Origin of the sequence: Hydrogenophaga sp., assembly GCF_030656115.1 — a bacterium.
Classification (GTDB): domain Bacteria; phylum Pseudomonadota; class Gammaproteobacteria; order Burkholderiales; family Burkholderiaceae_C; genus Hydrogenophaga.
Genome location: NZ_JAUSOO010000078.1, coordinates 21,055 through 37,354, shown reverse-complemented (window position 1 = coordinate 37,354; position 16,300 = coordinate 21,055). Strand labels below are relative to the sequence as shown.

The following is a 16,300-nucleotide window of genomic DNA, read 5'->3' as shown; positions in this document are numbered from 1 at the left end:
TCCACCTACGCGGTTACACTTTTCCAGCAGCCGGCGGACACCACCATCCGCCGGCTTTTTGACGCACCCCAACACTTCACCACCATGAAACGACTCGACGGAAAAATCAGCCTCATCACCGGCGCAGCACAAGGCATTGGCCTGGCCACCGCGCTCAAATTTGCCCGCGAGGGCGCAGTCGTCATCGTCTGCGACGTCAAACAAACCGCCGTGGAAGATGCCGTCAAGCAATGCGAGGCGCTGGGCGCCCAGGCCATGGGTTTTGTGATGGACGTGACCCAGCGCAGCATGGTGGATGCGGTGGTGGCGCAGGTGCTGGAGCGCTTTGGCCGCATCGACGTGCTGGTGAACAACGCCGGTATCACCCAAGATGCACGCCTGCAAAAAATGACGCTGGAACAGTTCGACCGCGTGATCGATGTCAACCTGCGCGGGGTGTTCCACTGCGCCCAGGCCGTGGCCGACAGCATGACCGCCCAGGGCAGCGGCGTCATTCTCAATGCGTCTTCGGTGGTCGGCATTTACGGCAACTTTGGTCAGACCAACTACGCCGCCACCAAGTTCGGTGTGATCGGCTTCACCAAAACCTGGAGCCGCGAGCTGGGCCCCAAGGGCGTGCGCGTCAATGCCGTGGCGCCTGGCTTCATCGCCACACCCATTCTCAGCACCATCCCGGAAAAAGTCATCAGCGAGATGGAACACCGCGTGCCCTTGCGCCGTCTGGGCCAGCCCGAAGAGATTGCCAATGTCTACGCCTTTCTGGCCAGCGACGAGGCCAGCTACATCAACGGCGCGGTGATCGAGGTCTCGGGTGGCATGTCGGTGTGAGATGAAAGTCCCCCTGCGCCGCTTCGCACCTTCCCCCCTGCTGCGCGGGAAGACACAACCTGTGGCCGGGCGAAGCCCGTTCCACGGGAACCCTGGGTGCCACGCTGGCCGTCCTGCCGCTTGGGTGGTGTTCAACCATGGCTGAGGACCTCTACCGCCCGCGTTCGCGCGCCGACCTGTTCTGGTCCTTCACCTGGCTGGCCCTGCAGGGCTTTGGCGGCGTGCTGGCGGTGGTGCAGCGTGAGCTGGTCGAGAAAAAGCGCTGGATGACGCGCGAACAGTTCATTGAAGACTGGGCTGTCGCGCAAATCATGCCGGGACCCAACGTGGTCAACCTGTCTCTGATGATCGGTGGCCGCTACTTCGGTCTGCCAGGCGCGGTGGCCGCGCTCGCGGGCATGTTGGCAGCGCCGCTGGTCGTTGTGCTGCTGTTGGCGGTCCTGTACGGCAGCGTGGCCGAGACCGCGATGGCTCAAAACGCCTTGCGCGGCATGGGCGCCGTGGCCGCGGGCCTGATCACGGCCACGGGCATCAAACTCATCGGCGCACTGGACAAAAATGCCATGGGCATCGGCCTGTGCATCGCGTTGGCCGTGCTCACCTTTGTGGCCATCGCGCTGCTGCGCTGGCCCCTGCTGTGGGTGCTGCTGGGCGTTGGCGGAGGTGCTTGCCTGTGGGCCTACCGGGTACTGGCAGCGGTGCACACGCTCAAGGCGGACGAGACATGAGCATGCAGCCCACACTGGCGAACTGGGTGGACTTGTTCGGCCATTTCGCATCGCTGTCGCTGCTGGCCGTGGGCGGAGCGATCACCACCGCACCCGACATGCACCGCTACCTGGTGCACCAGAATGCCTGGCTGAGCGATGCCCAATTCAGCTCGTCCATCGCCCTCTCACAAGCTGCGCCGGGGCCCAATGTGCTGTTTGTGGCCCTGCTGGGGTGGAATGTGGGGCTCAATGCCGGCGGGGGGCCAGGCGGTGGCGCTGTGGCCTGGGCACTGGCGCTGTTGGGCGTGCTGGTGAGCATGGTGGCCATCCTGCTGCCGTCTTCGGTGTTGACCTACACCGCCACACGCTGGGCCCACCACAACCGAGAGTTGCGCGCCGTGCGCGCCTTCAAGACCGGCATGGCGCCCATCGTCATCGCGCTGCTGATCGCCACCGGCTGGCTGCTGACCGGTTCACACGACCACCCCGCCCGCGACTGGCCGCTGTGGCTGCTCACCGCTGTGACCACGCTGCTGGTGTGGCGCACCAAAATTCACCTGCTGTGGCTGATTGGTGCGGGTGGTTTGCTGGGGGCCCTGGGCTGGGTTTGAGCTGCACAAAAGTCGGTTTCAAGGGTGCACTCCAGAACCTGCGTGCAGCCTGCTGCGCCATGCGGCCCTGGCTCAGCGCGGGTTCTCGAAGAACACCGCGTTGGTGTAGTCGCTGATCTCGAAATACACCTTCTTTTCACCAGGGTCGGCCAGCATGTTCAGGTTTTCGTCGAGCACGCCATAGCCAAACCGGTAGGCACGGGGCTTGCCGTCGTCGGTACCCAGCGCGGTGCTGATCTTGTCGATCTTGAGGAAACGGCGCACCAGTTTGTCACCGGCATAGACCTCCAGCACGCCGTTGGCGCCGGTCCAGTTCTGGATTTCGCGGCCCAGCTTGTTTTGCTGCTCCTGGGTGCAGGCAGCCAACAGCGCCGATACCAGCATCAACGACCACAAGGCCGGACGCAACGTTTGAATGGTTTTCATGGGTTTCAACAGGGGTTTTTCAGGTGCGCTGGCGCAGCGCTTCGTACAGACACACACCGCTGGCCACCGACACGTTCAGGCTTTCTACGGCGCCCTGCATGGGAATGCTGACCAGCTCATCACAGGTCTTGCGCGTGAGTTGGCGCATGCCCTCGCCCTCGGCGCCCAGCACCAGCGCAGTAGGGCCTTTCAGATCCACCTGGTACAGCGTCTTGGGTGCGTCGTCGCTGGTGCCGATAACCCAGATGTTGCGCTCCTTGAGTTCACCCAAGGTAGGCGGCAGATTGGTCACCATGAATTACGGCTTGGTCTCGGCCGCGCCGCTGGGCACCTTGGCCACGGTGGCGTTGTTGCCCGGCGCGTGGTCTTTGGGCGCAATCACGGCGTGGGCACCCGCACCGTCGGCCACACGCAAACAGGCTCCCAGGTTGTGCGGATCGGTGATGCCGTCCAGCACCAGCAGCAGCGGCACCGTGCCCTCGGCTTCCAGCTTTTCCAGCAACTCATCGAGCGAATGCACCTGGGCCAGCGCCTCCACGCGCGCAGCCACACCTTGGTGACCGTGGCTGCCCGCGAGCTTGGCCAGGCGCAGGCCGTCGGCCTCGATCAGCCGCACCCCAGCTTCACGGGCCCGGTCGAGAAACTGGCGCATGCGCATGTCGCGCCGCGTCGGCTCGTAATAAATTTCAATAACAGATTTGGGCGCGGTTTTGAGACGCACGCCCACGGCGTGAAAGCCGAAAAGCACTTTGTGTGAAGACATAGCGGGCGATTATCGCCGCCCCACTGCAGCAAGCCGCTCAGTCCACCACGGCTTCGGCCACCACCTGCCCGGCTTCGATGGTGATGCGGTGCTCGCAACGCTGGGCAATGGCGCGATCGTGCGTCACCAGCACCAGCGTCGTGCCCAGTTCGCGGTTGAGCTCAAACATCAGCTCCATGATCTTGCCGCCGGTGGCAAAGTCCAGACTCCCCGTCGGTTCATCGGCCAGCAACACCGCTGGCTTGACCACAAAAGCCCGCGCCAGCGCCACACGCTGCTGTTCGCCGCCCGACAGCACCTTGGGGTAGCTGCCCAGCCGCTCGCCCAGGCCCACGCGCTGCAGCATGGCCGCCGCCGTGGCGCGTGCATCGCGCCGGCCAGCCAGCTCCAGTGGCAGCATCACGTTTTCCAGGGCCGTCAAATTGCCCAGCAGCTGAAAACTCTGGAACACAAAACCCACCTTCTGCGCCCGCAGGGCCGCACGCTGGTCTTCGTTCATGGCGAACAAATCGACCCCGTCGATGTGAACTGTGCCGCTGCTGGGCGTGTCCAACCCTGCAATGATGGACAGCAGCGTGCTCTTGCCGGAACCAGAGGCCCCCACAATGGCGGCGGTTTCCCCCTTGTTCAGGGAAAAATCGATATCGCGCAAAATCGTCAAAGACCCCGTGGAGTCGGTGACCGACTTGAACACGTGCTGCACAGCAATCATCACATCGGGCATGGAAGGACTTTTCAAGTTGAATCGACGTCACTTTATCGCGCTGGCCCTGCTGGCCACCTCAATGGGGTTTTCAGGCACCACGCTGGCACAGTCCGCGGCACAGGCTGCGAGCAGCAAAACGGCCTCACCGCCCGTGGTGCTGGTGGTGGGCGATTCGCTCAGCGCCGAATACGGACTCAAGCGCGGCACCGGCTGGGTCGCCCTGCTGGAACAGCGACTGGGCAAAGAAAAAGTGCGCGCACAGATCGTCAACGCCAGCATCAGCGGCGACACCACATCCGGCGGCCGCTCCCGCTTGCCAGCCCTTTTGAAGCAACACCAACCCGCCGTGGTGGTGATTGAACTGGGTGGCAACGACGCCCTGCGCGGCCTGCCCTTGGGCATGACGCGCGACAACCTGGGCCACATGGCCCGCATCTCGCGCGAAGCGGGTGCGCGCGTGCTGTTGCTGGGCATGGAAATGCCACCCAATTACGGCGCCAAATACGGACAGGAATTCCGGGAGGTTTTCTCCGGCGTTGCGCACACCGAAAAAGCCGCGCTGGTGCCCTTTTTCCTCAAGGGCGTGGGCGACCTGAAAGACCCGACCCAGCTGTTTCAGGCCGACCGCATCCACCCCAACGAAGCCGCGCAGCCCATCATGCGTGACAACGTGTGGCCCGCCCTGCGCAAGCTGCTGCCCAGGTGAGTCCCCCTGCTCTGCCAGACACCGTTTGCGGCTGGGCTGAAGGTCTGCCGCGATAATCCAGCATGCCCGTTCAAACACTGCCTGCCTGCGACGCTCTGACCCGCCTCGCCGATTTCGACACCATCATCGACGCCCGAACCGAAGACGAGTACGCCCTCGACCACGTGCCCGGTGCCATCAACTGGCCCACGCTGGACAACGCAGAGCGCATCACCATCGGGACCATGTACAAGCAGGTCAATGCGTTTGAGGCCAAAAAACGGGGTGCAGCGCTGTCGGCGCGCAACATTGCGGCACACATCGAGCGCAACGTGCTCGACAAGCCCCGCCAGTGGAAGCCCTTGGTGTACTGCTGGCGTGGCGGCAACCGCAGCGGCGCACTGGCCACCATTCTGGGTGCCATCGGCTTTCAGGTGACCTTGATCGAAGGTGGCTACAAAGCTTGGCGCGCAGCGCTGGTGGACGACATTCCTCGCCTGGCCCAGCGACTGCACTACCGCGTGGTCTGCGGCCCGACCGGCAGTGGCAAAACCCGTCTGCTGCACACACTGACCACCCAGGGTGCCCAGGTGCTCGACCTGGAAGCACTGGCCAACCACCGCAGTTCGGTGCTGGGCCACATCCCTGGCATGGAGCAACCCAGCCAAAAACGTTTTGACAGCCTGATCTGGGACGCATTGCGTCAGTTGGACCCGGTGCGCCCGGTGTACGTGGAGAGCGAAAGCAAAAAGGTGGGCAATGTGCGCGTGCCCGATGCCCTCATTGACGCCATGCGCCAAAGCCCCTGCATCGACCTGCAGTTGACAGATGCCGAGCGCGTCGCGCTGCTGCTTGAGGACTACGATTTTTTCGTGACGGACAGCGAGCACTTTTGTCGCCGTCTGGAAGCCCTGACCGAATTGCGCGGCAAGGCGGTGGTGGGTGGCTGGATAGACCGCGTGCAACAAGGGCAGACGCCCGATGTGGTGCTGGAACTGCTGACCCAGCACTACGACCCGATGTACGCGCAATCGATCGAGCGCAATTTCAGCCAGTTCGGGCATGCCCTGCCCTGCCGATTGCCCAACCGATCGGCCGAGTCGCTGATCGAAGCGGCGCGCCAACTCATGGCCAGCGAGGCTGCGACAGCAAGCCCTTAGGCACCTGCCGCAGTACCGTCAGCCAACACAGCCAATTCAAGCAGGGTTGGCAGGCCCCTCACCGCTGGCAGGTGCTGCGCCGGTGGTGTCAGCGTCGTCGGCCGATTGGCCTTCCGGCGCATCAGGATCGTCATAGCGCTTGCCGGCAGCCTTCGCCTTCAGCTTTTCCTCTTTTTTCTTTTTCTTGGCGAGTTCGCGCTGGCGTTTTTCGTATCCGTAATTGGGAGTGGCCAAAGCAGTCTTTCTTGTCGGTTGTTAAATAAATAGGGTTCAGGAAAAAGGTCAAGCCGACAGAGCGGGCAGTGCCTGGGACAGATCGGCTCGCAGGTCGTCCACGGCTTCCAGACCCACTGCAAAGCGTACCAGACCGCCAGCATGCGGCCAGGGCGTGGTGCGAATGGACGGCACATCGTACGGCGCGCACAGACTGATGGGGCCAGCCCAACTCCAGCCGAGTTTGAACAAACGCAGGCTGTCGCAAAACGCGTCGATCTGGCACGGCGCAATGCCGGAATCAAACACCACGCTGAACAGACAAGCGGCGGCCTTGGCATCGCGTTGCCACACGGCGTGACCGGGCGACCCGGCCAAGGCCGGGTGCAACACCTTCGCCACACCAGGCTGCCCTTGCATCCAGCGGGCCAACCCACGCGTGGCCGCATCTTGTGCAGCGTAACGAAGCGCCATGGTGTTCAAACCGCGCAACACCAGCTCGGTGTCGTTGGCGCTCACGCCCAGCCCCAACCGCATGTGCGTCATCAACACCTGTTGGTGCAAGGCTTCGTCGCGGGTCACCACGGAACCCATCAGCACATCGGCCCCGCCGCTGGGGTATTTGGTGAGGGCCTGCATCGAGATGTCGGCCCCCAACTGGAACGCGTTGAACGCAATGCCCGCCCCCCAGGTGTTGTCGAGCGCCGTCAAAATGGGACGCGCACCGGTCCGGGCGGTGTTGGCTTGCTGCACCACCGCCACCAAGGCTGGCAGATCGGGGAACTCCAGCGTGATCGACCCCGGCGCCTCCAGCCAGACCAGGCGGGTGGTCGGTCCGATCTTGTCGGCCAAGTCAGCGGGGTTCTGTGGGTCGTAGTAGCGGTGCGTGATGCCCCAGGCGGCCAGCTCCACATGGGCAAACGCCTTGTTGGGGCCATAGGCGTTGTCGGGAATCAACAGCTCGTCGCCCTGGCGCAGAAAGGCCATGTCCACCAACGCCACCGCCGAAAGACCACTGGGCACCAGCGCACAAAACCGCCCACCCTCAAGGGTGGCAATACGCTCTTCCAGAATGAAGGTGGTGGGGGTCCCGTGCAAACCGTAGGTGTAGCCGCTTTTGTCTTTCCACTCCCGCGTGCGCAGGGCATGCACGTTGGGGAAGATGACCGTCGAAGCCTTGTGAACGCCAGGCGCCACGGCTTCAAAGCCCTCAGGCGGACGGTACGCGTGGTGGATCAGCTGGGTGGCAAGCTCGGTCATGAACAGCAGGCAAAGAGTTTCCCGCCGAGGCGCAGCGGATGCAAAAAATGGGCACCCAAGGCGCCCTGCGGGTGTTTCCTCAAGGCGTGCAGTCCACGCTGCAGCGGCAATAGCGCCCTCAAAGTTTCCACTTCTCCAGCAACTGCGCCGGGCGCATGCTGTCGTAGCCTTCGAACGGCTGATGAATCCAGGGGTTGGTGGGCAGGTATTCCACCGAATAGTCGGGCGTGAAGGTGGAAAGCTCTTTGGTCCAGATGACCGCGCTGCGCAGCTCGGTGATGGGTGCGTAGTTGTTCTTCAGAAGACCGATCACCGCTTTGAGCGTGTGACCGGAGTCGGCCAGATCGTCCACCAGCAGCACTTTGCCCGCGATCTCGCCTTTGGGTGTGGTGATGTAGCGGGCAATGTCCAGATCGCCCTGCACCTTGCCAGCCTCGGCACGGTAAGAACTGGTGGACATGATGGCCAACGGTTTGTCAAAAATGCGCGAGAGAATATCCCCCGGACGCATGCCGCCGCGCGCCAGACACAGAATGGTGTCAAATTCCCAACCGGACTGGTACACCTTGAGTGCGAGCTTCTCGATCAGGTTGTGGTACTCGTCGTAGGAAACGTAGAGGTGTTTTCCGTCTTCGGTCAGCATGCAAGCTCCGGGTGGAATAGGGGTTGTGGATTTTGCACGAAACAGGCACCCGCGGCCATCAGGCGTGGTACGGGTGGCGAATCAGGATGGTGTGATCTCGGTCGGGACTGGTGGACACCACATGGATGGGAACACCCGTGGTTTCCTGAATGCGATCGAGATAGCGCTGGGCATTGATCGGCAGCTTTTCGTATTGCGTCACACCCACCGAAGAGTCCGACCAGCCCGGCAAGGTTTCGTAAATGGGCGTGCAGCGTGCAATGTCCTCGGCGCCCATGGGCAAGATGTCGATGGTTTCACCATCCAGCTCGTAGCCTGTGCACAACTTCAACTCGGTCAGACCGTCCAACACGTCCAGTTTGGTGATGCACAAACCGGTCAAGCCGTTCACCTGAGCGGAGCGCTTGAGCAAAGCCGCGTCAAACCAGCCGCAGCGGCGCGCGCGACCGGTGGTGGTGCCGCGTTCTGCACCCACCGTGGACATGTGCCAGCCCGGCGTGCCTTCTTTGTCCCACTCCAGCTCGGTAGGGAATGGGCCCCCCCCCACGCGGGTGCAATACGCCTTGGTGATACCCAACACATAGTGCAGCAGACCCGGGCCCACGCCCGCACCCGCTGCGGCGTTGCCAGCCACGCAGTTGCTGGATGTGACAAACGGGTAGGTGCCGTGGTCAATGTCGAGCAAGGTGCCCTGAGCGCCTTCAAACAGCAGGTTGATGCCCGTCTGGTGTGCTTCGTTGAGTTCACGCGAGACATCGGCGATCATGGGCTTGAGCAACTCGGCCTGCGCCATGGCTTCGGCATACACCGGATCAAACTGGATCGCACCGTCTTTCATGTAGGCAGCGATTTTTTCATCCCACACCATGCCCGCAGAACCCAGGTAGGTGGTCAGCAGGTGGTTGTGCAGGACCAGCAACTCCCGCAACTTGGTGGCAAAACGCTCGGGGTATTTCAAGTCCTGCACACGCAAGGCGCGGCGGGCAATTTTGTCTTCGTAGGCCGGGCCAATACCGCGGCCGGTGGTGCCGATTTTGGCGGTACCGGCTTTTTCTTTGGCGGCTTCACGCGCGATGTCAATGGCCGCGTGAAACGGCAAAATCAGCGGGCAAGCTTCGCTGACCCGCAAACGCGAACGCACGTCGACACCCGCCTTTTCCAGACCGTCAATTTCTTCAAACAATTTGCCCACCGACAGCACCACACCGTTCCCGATGTAGCACTTGACGCCTGCGCGCATGATGCCGCTGGGGATCAAATGCAAAGCGGTCTTCACACCGTTGATCACCAAGGTATGGCCTGCATTGTGACCACCCTGGAAGCGCACCACGCCTTGCGCGGTTTCGGTCAACCAGTCGACCAGCTTGCCTTTGCCTTCGTCACCCCACTGGGTGCCAACCACGACCACGTTGCGCCCAGGTACGGCGGCACTGTTGCTGCTTTTCATCATTTTTGGGTTTCCATTTGAATGTTCCGGACGGTCCATGCGTTTGCACGAGCAGGGTCTTGTACCAACTCGCGGTCGCAGTGAAATTCATCGACTTCGTGTTCGTGACCAGGCAGGACACACACCACGGTGTGGCCTTGTGAGCGCAGAGCTGCCACGGCTTCGCGCAAGCCTGCATCCATGCCCCAGGGCGCACGGATCGCGGCCACCAAGGCACGAGGGGATACCGTTGACACCAACTCCTTCAGATCCAGGCTGAAGCCCACGGCGGGACGCTTGCGCCCAAACACAGCCCCTACCTCGTCGTAGCGCCCCCCACGAGCCAACTCAACCGACTGACCTGCCCGACCCTGCTGGCCAACTGCAAACAGGGCAAAACGCATGCCCGTGTAGTAGGCGTAACCACGCAAATCCGCCAGATCAATGGACACACCAAGTCCTTGGGCGTGACCAGCCAACCAGTGCAGATTGTCGAGTGCGGCGTGGAGTTCGGCAGAAGGCTGCAGGACCTGGCGCGCTTCATCCAATACCGCCACATCGCCAAACAGGCGTGGCAGTGCGCACAAATCATGGCGCACAGCAGTTGGAAGGTCGCGTGCCAAGGCATGCAGTTCGGCCACATCCTTGGTCGCCAAGGCCGCGTGAATTTGCAGCACCCTGGCCGTGCTCAACTGCACAGGCGACAACACGGCGTCAATAACCCGCACATCCGCCATATCCAGCTGCAATTGGCTCACGCCTGCGCTGTGCAGGCAGGACTGGGCAAGTTCAATCACCTCCAAGTCGGCCTCTAGGCCCGAATGACCATAAATTTCAGCCCCAAACTGCAGCGGCTCACGACTGGCCAGTGGGCGATCGATGCGGGTATGCACCACCGGTCCACAATAGCTCAGTCGCGCAACCCCTTGGCGGTTGAGCAAATGCGCATCGATTCGGGCCACTTGAGGAGTACTGTCCGCGCGCAAACCAAGCGTGCGGCCTGACAGCTGATCTACCAGTTTGAAGGTCTGCAAATCCAGCGCTTCACCGGTACCCGTGAGCAAGGATTCCAGGTGTTCAAGCAGCGGCGGCATGACCAGCTCGTAGCCGTAGCCACGCGCTGTATCCAGTAAACCCCGGCGGAGTTCTTCGATGTGACGGGCCTCGGAAGGCAGGACATCGGCAATGTGATCCGGGAGGACCCAGGCAGACATGGGCATTTTCAGGAGCTGTTAAAACCGTGATTTTACCGGGCTGGCGAAGCGCTTCCCGGCGCACTGCGGCCAGGACAACCGGGAATCACGGTGACAAGGCGAGAATGCCTCGGGTTTCAAAGAGCTTGATCAGGCCAGCAACCACCACAGCAGCAAACCGCTACCGAGCGTCACCAGACCAAAGAATCGAAGCTGACCGTCTTGGAGCTTCAGCATTTCACTGAACACACGGCGCCAGGTCGAAGGTGCCACCAAGGGCAACAGCCCCTCAAAAATAAGCACGAGGGCCACCGCCAGCCAAAGTGCCTCGCTCGGTGGCCAGTCCATCAGCGTGGCAGGTTGCTACCGCGCATACCTTTGAAAAATTCAGAGGATGGATCTATCACCATCACGTCCGATTTGCCAGCAAAACTGGATTTGTAAGCTTCCAGACTGCGGTAAAACTGGGCAAAAGCAGGATCTCGGCCAAAGGCATCCGAAAAGGCGGCAGCCGCCTTGGCATCGCCTTCACCCTTGATGAGCTGGGCCGCGCGGTAGGCTTCCGAGACAATCACTTCCCGCTGACGATCGGCGTCAGCCCGGATCTTTTCGCCTTCAGCAAAACCGGTAGACCGCAGCTCATTGGCCACCCGCTTGCGCTCAGCCTCCATCCGCTGGTAGACCGAAGCCGTGATGCTCTCTGCGTAGTCCACACGTGTGATACGAACATCGACCACATCCATGCCCCAAGGCTTGTCAGCACTGCTCACAGCATTGAGCACTTCGCGCTTGACATCGTCCATCAGTTGCTCGCGGCGGGTCGAGAGCAGTTCGTTCAAGGTCCGCTTGTTGACCTCTTCCTGAAACGAGTTGCGAACCACACGGTTGAGTTGCAATGCACCGGCACGCTCGTTGATACCGACGTTGCGGATATAGGCCTGTGGGTCGCTGATGCGCCAGCGCACGTACCAGTCAATCACAACGCGCTGTTTCTCAGCGGTCAGGGAGGGCTCGGTGTCGGTGCTCTCCAGCGTGAGCAAACGCTTGTCGATATAAGACACGTTTTGAAATGGGGGCGGAAGCTTAAAGTTGAGACCAGGATCGGTCACAACCTGCTTGATTTGCCCGAGTTGAAAGACCACACCAAATTGGCGTTGGTCTACAACGAACAGCATGGAACTGGCGATGGCCAAGGCCACCAGCACAGAAGTAATGAAAAAACCCAGTTTGTTCATATGATGACTCTCTTGTCGCTTGGTAAACGCGTGTACTTAGCGACTTTCACGCTCGCGCGAGCGCGCAGCGTTGGTAGACGGAATGGGTGCGGTGCTGGAAGTAGCAGGCGGCAAGACCGGCACCGAACTGCCCGCAGACGCCGTCTGAGCGGTCATTTGCATGATCTTGTCCAGCGGCAAATACAGCAGATTGGACCCCGACTTGGTGTCTACCAGCACCTTGGTGACGTTGGAGTAAATTTCTTGCATGGCGTCGGTGTACATGCGCTCCCGGGTTACCTGGGGCGCTTTCTGGTATTCCGCCAGCACCGAGCGGAACCGCTGCGAATCGCCCTCTGCCTGTGCAACGATCCGTGCGCGGTAACCCTCCGCCTCTTCTGTCAAACGCGAAGCAGCACCCCGTGCACGCGGAACCACATCGTTGGCGTAAGCCTGCGCTTCGTTTTTGGCTCGTTCGCGCTCCTGCCCTGCTTTGAGCACGTCGTCGAAAGACGCCTGCACCTGCTCGGGTGGACGCACACCGCCCTGCTGCAGGTTGATACCCACCACCTCAATACCGACCTTGTAGCGATCCAAAATGGTTTGCATCAACACCCGAACACGGGGCGCAATCTGGTCCCGCTCTTCGGCCAGCGCGGCATCCATTTTCATCTTGCCGATGACCTCGCGCACGGCCGTCTCTGCAGCCTTCACCACCGACGCATCGGGATCGCGGCTCTCAAACAGGAACGCACGTGCGTCATTCAGGCGGTATTGCACCGCAAACTTGATTTCAACAATGTTTTGATCGACCGTCAGCATGGCCGAATCGCGCAGACCTGTGGCAGGCAACACGGTGTCTCGACCCACGTCAACGGAGCGAATCTGGGTCACAAAAACCGTCTCATGGCGTTGAATCGGATAAGGCAAACGCCAGTTGAAACCGGCCCCCACCGAACTGTGGTATTTGCCAAACTGGGTGATGACAGCCTGTTGACCCTCTTGCACGATGAAAAAGCCGGTACCCATCCAAACCAGAACAGCCACGCCTGCAACCAAGCCAACGCCAATACCGGTGCTCTTCGGACTCGGGTTGAAGCCTGGCATGCCCGAGCCACCACCAGAACCACTGCCACCGCCTTTGCCACCCAACAATCCGCCCAATTTGCGGTTGAAGTCGCGCCACAATTCGTCCAAATCAGGCGGACCTTGGTTGGGACCTTGCGCCTTGGGAGGACGCTGCTCGCGAGACGGTTCACGTCCCGCCTCCGGATCCTTTGGAGCACCACCGTCACCGTCACCGCGACCCCAACGGGGATCGTTCAGATTGAACATGCCAAACAACGCACGCACGCCGTTGCGGCCAGACCCCAGCAAGCTACGGCTGTTGCGCGAATCGCTGGAAGAGTTATTCAGATTCACATCCATGTGTTGCCAACTTTAATTCGAAACAAAACCATGCCATTGTGCCCAATCAGAGCTACGTATTTTCAATACCCTCGAACGACCCTTGGTCGTACGGACCCATATCGCCGGCTTCACCGACCTGGGACATAACACGCTCAGCCAACATACCACGCAGCTCAGGGAAACCTTGGCCGCTGCGTGCACTGACGTAGATACGAGGCACCGACTGCCCATCCAGTTCCATCAAATCCACCAGAAGCGCCGGAACTGTTGCAGGGTCCATCGCATCAAGCTTGTTGAATACCAAAATTTGCGGTATTTGATCTGCACCGATATCTTTCAACACCCCCATCACCGAGGCTATTTGCTCGGGGTGCGCCGGATTGGACGCATCCACCACGTGCAGCAACAAGTCGGCGTCCACAGCCTCTTGCAGCGTGGCAGCAAACGCGTCAACCAGGCCGTGCGGCAGATCGCGAATAAAACCGACGGTATCGGACAAGGACACCGAGCGGCCAGCTTCCCCCAAGTAAAGCTGCCGCGTTGTCGTATCGAGTGTGGCAAACAACTGGTCCGCAGCGTAGGTGCGCGCTTTCACAAGCCCATTGAACAGCGACGATTTGCCCGCGTTGGTGTAACCGACCAGTGAAATATTGAACGCATCGCGGCGCTCGCGTTGGCGTCTTTGCGTGGCGCGCTGTTTTTTGACCTTGCCCAACCGCTCCTTGGTGCGTTTGATGGCATCGCTGATCAAACGCCGATCCAGTTCAATCTGTTTTTCCCCCGGACCACCGCGCATGCCGATGCCACCGCTTTGCCGCTCCAGATGCGACCAGCGTCGGACCAACCGGGTCGACAGATACTGCAACCGTGCGAGCTCCACCTGCAATTTGCCTTCGTGGCTGCGAGCACGTTGTGCAAAAATTTCAAGGATGAGCAGCGTTCGGTCGTTCACCGGCAAGCCCAAGTGCCGCTCCAAATTGCGCTGTTGAGCCGGACTCAAGGCCTGGTCAAACAGCACTTCAGAAGCGCCTGTAGACTGCGCGAGCAATTTGATTTCATCGGCCTTGCCAGAGCCGACAAACAATGCAGGGTCGGGCGCTCGACGCTTGCAGCTTACGCGATCGGCAACGGTATAACCGGCCGTTTGAGCCAGTAACCCGAGCTCTTCGAGTTCGCCATCGAAGTGAGGCACACCGAAGTCGACCCCCACCAAAATGACCGATGGGGACGCCGTACTGGTTGGTTCGGAGGGATTCAAATCAGTCAAGCTGGCCGCAGATGCAGCACTGGCCCACACCTGCGCGCAGCATGAACTCCGACGACATCAGAGAGCAATACAAAATCAAGAGGCTGCAGACTCGTCTGCAGCAGCGGCAGAGAACTGCACTGGACGGCCAGGAACAATGGTGGAAATGGCGTGTTTGTAGACCATTTGGGTCACGGTGTTGCGCAGCAACACGACGTACTGGTCAAAAGATTCGATCTGACCCTGCAGCTTGATACCGTTGACCAAGTAAATCGAGACAGGAACGTGTTCCCGGCGAAGCTGGTTCAGGAAAGGATCTTGCAAGAGTTGGCCTTTGTTATTGCTCACGATATGTTCCGTGTTCAAAATGAAGTTAAGAGGATGTGAACCATACCACACCGAGGAAAGCTGGGGCGTACACAGCCCGACTCACCTTAGTCCTTAAAGGGGTTGGTGGAGGTCTTGAACTCAATGCGCAGCGGCGTACCCACGAGGTCAAACGCCTTTCGAAAGCGGCCTTCGAGGAACCGCTTGTACGACTCTGGGACATGTTCCAGTGAATTCCCGTGGATCACGATCACGGGCGGATTCATACCTCCCTGGTGGGCATAGCGCATCTTGGGACGGAACATTCCACCGCGCTGTGGCGCCTGGAAGGCCACAGCTTCCAGCAGCAAACGGGTGAGCACGGGTGTAGACATCTTGCGCATGGCCGAGGCATGGGCCAGACCAATCGACTTCCACACCGGGGCCAGCCCTTGCCGCTTCTGCGCCGAAATCAGGTGCAAAGAGGCAAACTTTAGAAAAGCCAGACGGGTTTCAATTTGCCGCTCTACCTGTTCGCGCTGGTAGGCGTCCACCGCATCCCATTTGTTGATGGCGATCACCACCGCACGGCCACTTTCCAAAATGAAGCCGGCGATGTGGGCATCCTGGTCGGTGACGCCCTGGGTAGCATCCAGCAGGAGCAGCACCACATGTGCGTTTTCGATCGCCTGCAGCGTTTTGACGACGGAAAACTTTTCGATCGCTTCGAAGACACGGCCCTTGCGGCGAATGCCAGCCGTGTCGATCAACTCAAATTTCTGACCATTCCGCTCAAACGGGACCGAAATGGCGTCCCGGGTGGTACCCGGCATATCGAATGCCACCAAGCGCTCTTCGCCGAGCCAGGCGTTGATCAGGGTGGACTTGCCCACGTTGGGGCGCCCAGCGACCGCCAGACGGATCACCGTCGGGTCTACCTGCTCGTCTTCTTCGCCGTCGGTCGAAAAACCCGGGATGCTTTCCAGTGCCTTCTCCAGCATGGAGCGGATGCCCTGGCCGTGGGCGCCCGACACGGGCATGACTTCACCCAGGCCCAATTCAAAGAACTCGACGAGCTGCAAGCCCTGGGTCATGCCCTCGGCCTTGTTGGCCACCAGAACCGTGGGCTTGCCCAGACGACGCAGGTACTGCGCAATTTCGTGGTCTTGTGCGCTGATGCCAGCGCGTGCGTCCACCACAAAAATGACCACATCCGACTCGGCCACAGCCTGCCGGGTCTGCTTGGCCATTTCCCGGTAAATACCTTCACTCGCATCGGGTTCAAAACCTCCGGTGTCGATGACAATGTATTCACTGGGTCCCATGCGACCGTTCCCGTAGTGGCGGTCACGGGTCAGGCCGGCAAAGTCGGCCACAATGGCGTCGCGTGAACTCGTCAGGCGGTTAAACAGGGTGGACTTGCCCACATTGGGGCGCCCCACCAGAGCGATGACGGGTTTCACGGAAAAAGCTTTCGTTCAGGACACCGTGCGCAACATG

At 60.7% G+C, this 16,300-nt stretch carries 18 protein-coding genes and 1 pseudogene; 5 read left to right on the top strand and 14 right to left on the bottom strand.

Going from position 1 to position 16,300, the window contains the following annotated elements:
• Positions 1-84: 84 nt before the first annotated feature.
• From fabG to Q7J58_RS11135, 3 genes are all read left to right on the top strand, one after another.
• Positions 85-828 (top strand): 3-oxoacyl-ACP reductase FabG, encoded by a 744-nt coding sequence (gene fabG, locus Q7J58_RS11145; RefSeq protein ID WP_304827623.1) that lies wholly within the window; start codon positions 85-87, stop codon positions 826-828.
• A gap of 137 nt (positions 829-965) precedes the next feature.
• Complete coding sequence (locus tag Q7J58_RS11140) at positions 966-1,556, top strand: chromate transporter (RefSeq protein WP_304827620.1); 591 nt, start codon at positions 966-968, stop codon at positions 1,554-1,556.
• Positions 1,553-2,149 (top strand): chromate transporter, encoded by a 597-nt coding sequence (locus Q7J58_RS11135; protein ID WP_304827617.1) that lies wholly within the window; start codon positions 1,553-1,555, stop codon positions 2,147-2,149. Before Q7J58_RS11140 ends, Q7J58_RS11135 begins: the two co-directional genes overlap by 4 nt.
• A 72-nt stretch (positions 2,150-2,221) precedes the next feature.
• Here Q7J58_RS11135 and Q7J58_RS11130 read toward each other — a convergent pair whose 3' ends face one another.
• The 3 genes and pseudogenes from Q7J58_RS11130 to Q7J58_RS11120 all read right to left on the bottom strand — a co-directional run bounded on the left by Q7J58_RS11130 (position 2,222) and on the right by Q7J58_RS11120 (position 4,062).
• A complete protein-coding gene (locus Q7J58_RS11130) occupies positions 2,222-2,575 on the bottom strand; it encodes a hypothetical protein (protein ID WP_304827614.1) in 354 nt (117 codons plus the stop codon).
• A 19-nt stretch (positions 2,576-2,594) separates the two neighbouring features.
• A pseudogene (rlmB, locus tag Q7J58_RS11125) lies at positions 2,595-3,338 on the bottom strand (23S rRNA (guanosine(2251)-2'-O)-methyltransferase RlmB).
• A gap of 37 nt (positions 3,339-3,375) precedes the next feature.
• Entirely contained in the window at positions 3,376-4,062 is a 687-nt protein-coding gene (locus Q7J58_RS11120) for an ATP-binding cassette domain-containing protein (protein WP_304827611.1), read from the bottom strand.
• A 61-nt stretch (positions 4,063-4,123) separates the two neighbouring features.
• On the opposite strand from Q7J58_RS11120, the gene Q7J58_RS11115 reads away from it, so the two are divergent.
• Together Q7J58_RS11115 and mnmH are read left to right on the top strand one after the other, a co-directional pair.
• Positions 4,124-4,750, top strand: a complete 627-nt coding sequence (locus Q7J58_RS11115) for an arylesterase (RefSeq protein WP_304827664.1) — start codon at positions 4,124-4,126, stop codon at positions 4,748-4,750.
• 62 nt (positions 4,751-4,812) lie between these two features.
• Entirely contained in the window at positions 4,813-5,889 is a 1,077-nt protein-coding gene (gene mnmH / locus Q7J58_RS11110; RefSeq protein WP_304827608.1) for a tRNA 2-selenouridine(34) synthase MnmH, read from the top strand.
• Positions 5,890-5,925: 36 nt separating this feature from the next.
• Here mnmH and Q7J58_RS11105 read toward each other — a convergent pair whose 3' ends face one another.
• From Q7J58_RS11105 to der, 11 genes are all read right to left on the bottom strand, one after another.
• A complete protein-coding gene (locus tag Q7J58_RS11105; RefSeq protein WP_304827605.1) occupies positions 5,926-6,123 on the bottom strand; it encodes a hypothetical protein in 198 nt (65 codons plus the stop codon).
• Between the two features lie 48 nt (positions 6,124-6,171).
• Positions 6,172-7,362: a PLP-dependent transferase gene (locus Q7J58_RS11100; protein ID WP_304827602.1), complete on the bottom strand. Its 1,191-nt coding sequence runs from the start codon at positions 7,360-7,362 to the stop codon at positions 6,172-6,174.
• 118 nt (positions 7,363-7,480) lie between these two features.
• Positions 7,481-8,005, bottom strand: coding sequence for a phosphoribosyltransferase (locus tag Q7J58_RS11095; RefSeq protein WP_304827599.1), 525 nt, complete (start codon positions 8,003-8,005; stop codon positions 7,481-7,483).
• A gap of 58 nt (positions 8,006-8,063) precedes the next feature.
• Positions 8,064-9,452, bottom strand: coding sequence for an adenylosuccinate synthase (locus Q7J58_RS11090; RefSeq protein WP_304827662.1), 1,389 nt, complete (start codon positions 9,450-9,452; stop codon positions 8,064-8,066).
• The gene (locus tag Q7J58_RS11085; protein WP_304827597.1) at positions 9,452-10,645 is read right to left on the bottom strand and encodes an ATP phosphoribosyltransferase regulatory subunit; all 1,194 of its coding nucleotides are present in this window, start codon (positions 10,643-10,645) and stop codon (positions 9,452-9,454) included. The genes Q7J58_RS11090 and Q7J58_RS11085 overlap by 1 nt, the downstream gene beginning before the upstream one ends.
• A gap of 129 nt (positions 10,646-10,774) precedes the next feature.
• Positions 10,775-10,972 carry a DUF2065 domain-containing protein gene (locus Q7J58_RS11080; RefSeq protein WP_304827594.1) on the bottom strand — a complete coding sequence of 66 codons (198 nt, stop codon included), beginning with the start codon at positions 10,970-10,972 and terminating at the stop codon, positions 10,775-10,777.
• Positions 10,972-11,859 carry a protease modulator HflC gene (hflC, locus tag Q7J58_RS11075; protein WP_304827591.1) on the bottom strand — a complete coding sequence of 296 codons (888 nt, stop codon included), beginning with the start codon at positions 11,857-11,859 and terminating at the stop codon, positions 10,972-10,974. The genes Q7J58_RS11080 and hflC overlap by 1 nt, the downstream gene beginning before the upstream one ends.
• Before the next feature lie 36 nt (positions 11,860-11,895).
• Positions 11,896-13,173 (bottom strand): FtsH protease activity modulator HflK, encoded by a 1,278-nt coding sequence (gene hflK, locus Q7J58_RS11070; protein ID WP_304827659.1) that lies wholly within the window; start codon positions 13,171-13,173, stop codon positions 11,896-11,898.
• A 145-nt stretch (positions 13,174-13,318) separates the two neighbouring features.
• The gene (hflX, locus tag Q7J58_RS11065; protein ID WP_304827588.1) at positions 13,319-14,515 is read right to left on the bottom strand and encodes a GTPase HflX; all 1,197 of its coding nucleotides are present in this window, start codon (positions 14,513-14,515) and stop codon (positions 13,319-13,321) included.
• A 75-nt stretch (positions 14,516-14,590) separates the two neighbouring features.
• Positions 14,591-14,860: an RNA chaperone Hfq gene (hfq, locus tag Q7J58_RS11060; RefSeq protein WP_304827585.1), complete on the bottom strand. Its 270-nt coding sequence runs from the start codon at positions 14,858-14,860 to the stop codon at positions 14,591-14,593.
• 68 nt (positions 14,861-14,928) lie between these two features.
• Positions 14,929-16,263, bottom strand: a complete 1,335-nt coding sequence (der, locus tag Q7J58_RS11055) for a ribosome biogenesis GTPase Der (RefSeq protein WP_304827582.1) — start codon at positions 16,261-16,263, stop codon at positions 14,929-14,931.
• Positions 16,264-16,300: the final 37 nt, after the last annotated feature.

Bases quoted from the DNA above. Each gene is read 5' to 3' on its own strand.
- Q7J58_RS11130 (WP_304827614.1), bottom strand. From the start codon at position 2,575: ATGAAAACCATTCAAACGTTGCGTCCGGCCTTGTGGTCGTTGATGCTG.
- Q7J58_RS11100 (WP_304827602.1), bottom strand. From the start codon at position 7,362: ATGACCGAGCTTGCCACCCAGCTGATCCACCACGCGTACCGTCCGCCT.
- Q7J58_RS11140 (WP_304827620.1), top strand. From the start codon at position 966: ATGGCTGAGGACCTCTACCGCCCGCGTTCGCGCGCCGACCTGTTCTGG.
- hflK (WP_304827659.1), bottom strand. From the start codon at position 13,173: ATGTTCAATCTGAACGATCCCCGTTGGGGTCGCGGTGACGGTGACGGT.
- Q7J58_RS11115 (WP_304827664.1), top strand. From the start codon at position 4,124: ATGGGGTTTTCAGGCACCACGCTGGCACAGTCCGCGGCACAGGCTGCG.
- Q7J58_RS11135 (WP_304827617.1), top strand. From the start codon at position 1,553: ATGAGCATGCAGCCCACACTGGCGAACTGGGTGGACTTGTTCGGCCAT.
- Q7J58_RS11120 (WP_304827611.1), bottom strand. From the start codon at position 4,062: ATGCCCGATGTGATGATTGCTGTGCAGCACGTGTTCAAGTCGGTCACC.
- fabG (WP_304827623.1), top strand. From the start codon at position 85: ATGAAACGACTCGACGGAAAAATCAGCCTCATCACCGGCGCAGCACAA.
- Q7J58_RS11090 (WP_304827662.1), bottom strand. From the start codon at position 9,452: ATGAAAAGCAGCAACAGTGCCGCCGTACCTGGGCGCAACGTGGTCGTG.
- Q7J58_RS11095 (WP_304827599.1), bottom strand. From the start codon at position 8,005: ATGCTGACCGAAGACGGAAAACACCTCTACGTTTCCTACGACGAGTAC.
- Q7J58_RS11085 (WP_304827597.1), bottom strand. From the start codon at position 10,645: ATGTCTGCCTGGGTCCTCCCGGATCACATTGCCGATGTCCTGCCTTCC.
- hflC (WP_304827591.1), bottom strand. From the start codon at position 11,859: ATGAACAAACTGGGTTTTTTCATTACTTCTGTGCTGGTGGCCTTGGCC.
- Q7J58_RS11080 (WP_304827594.1), bottom strand. From the start codon at position 10,972: ATGGACTGGCCACCGAGCGAGGCACTTTGGCTGGCGGTGGCCCTCGTG.
- mnmH (WP_304827608.1), top strand. From the start codon at position 4,813: ATGCCCGTTCAAACACTGCCTGCCTGCGACGCTCTGACCCGCCTCGCC.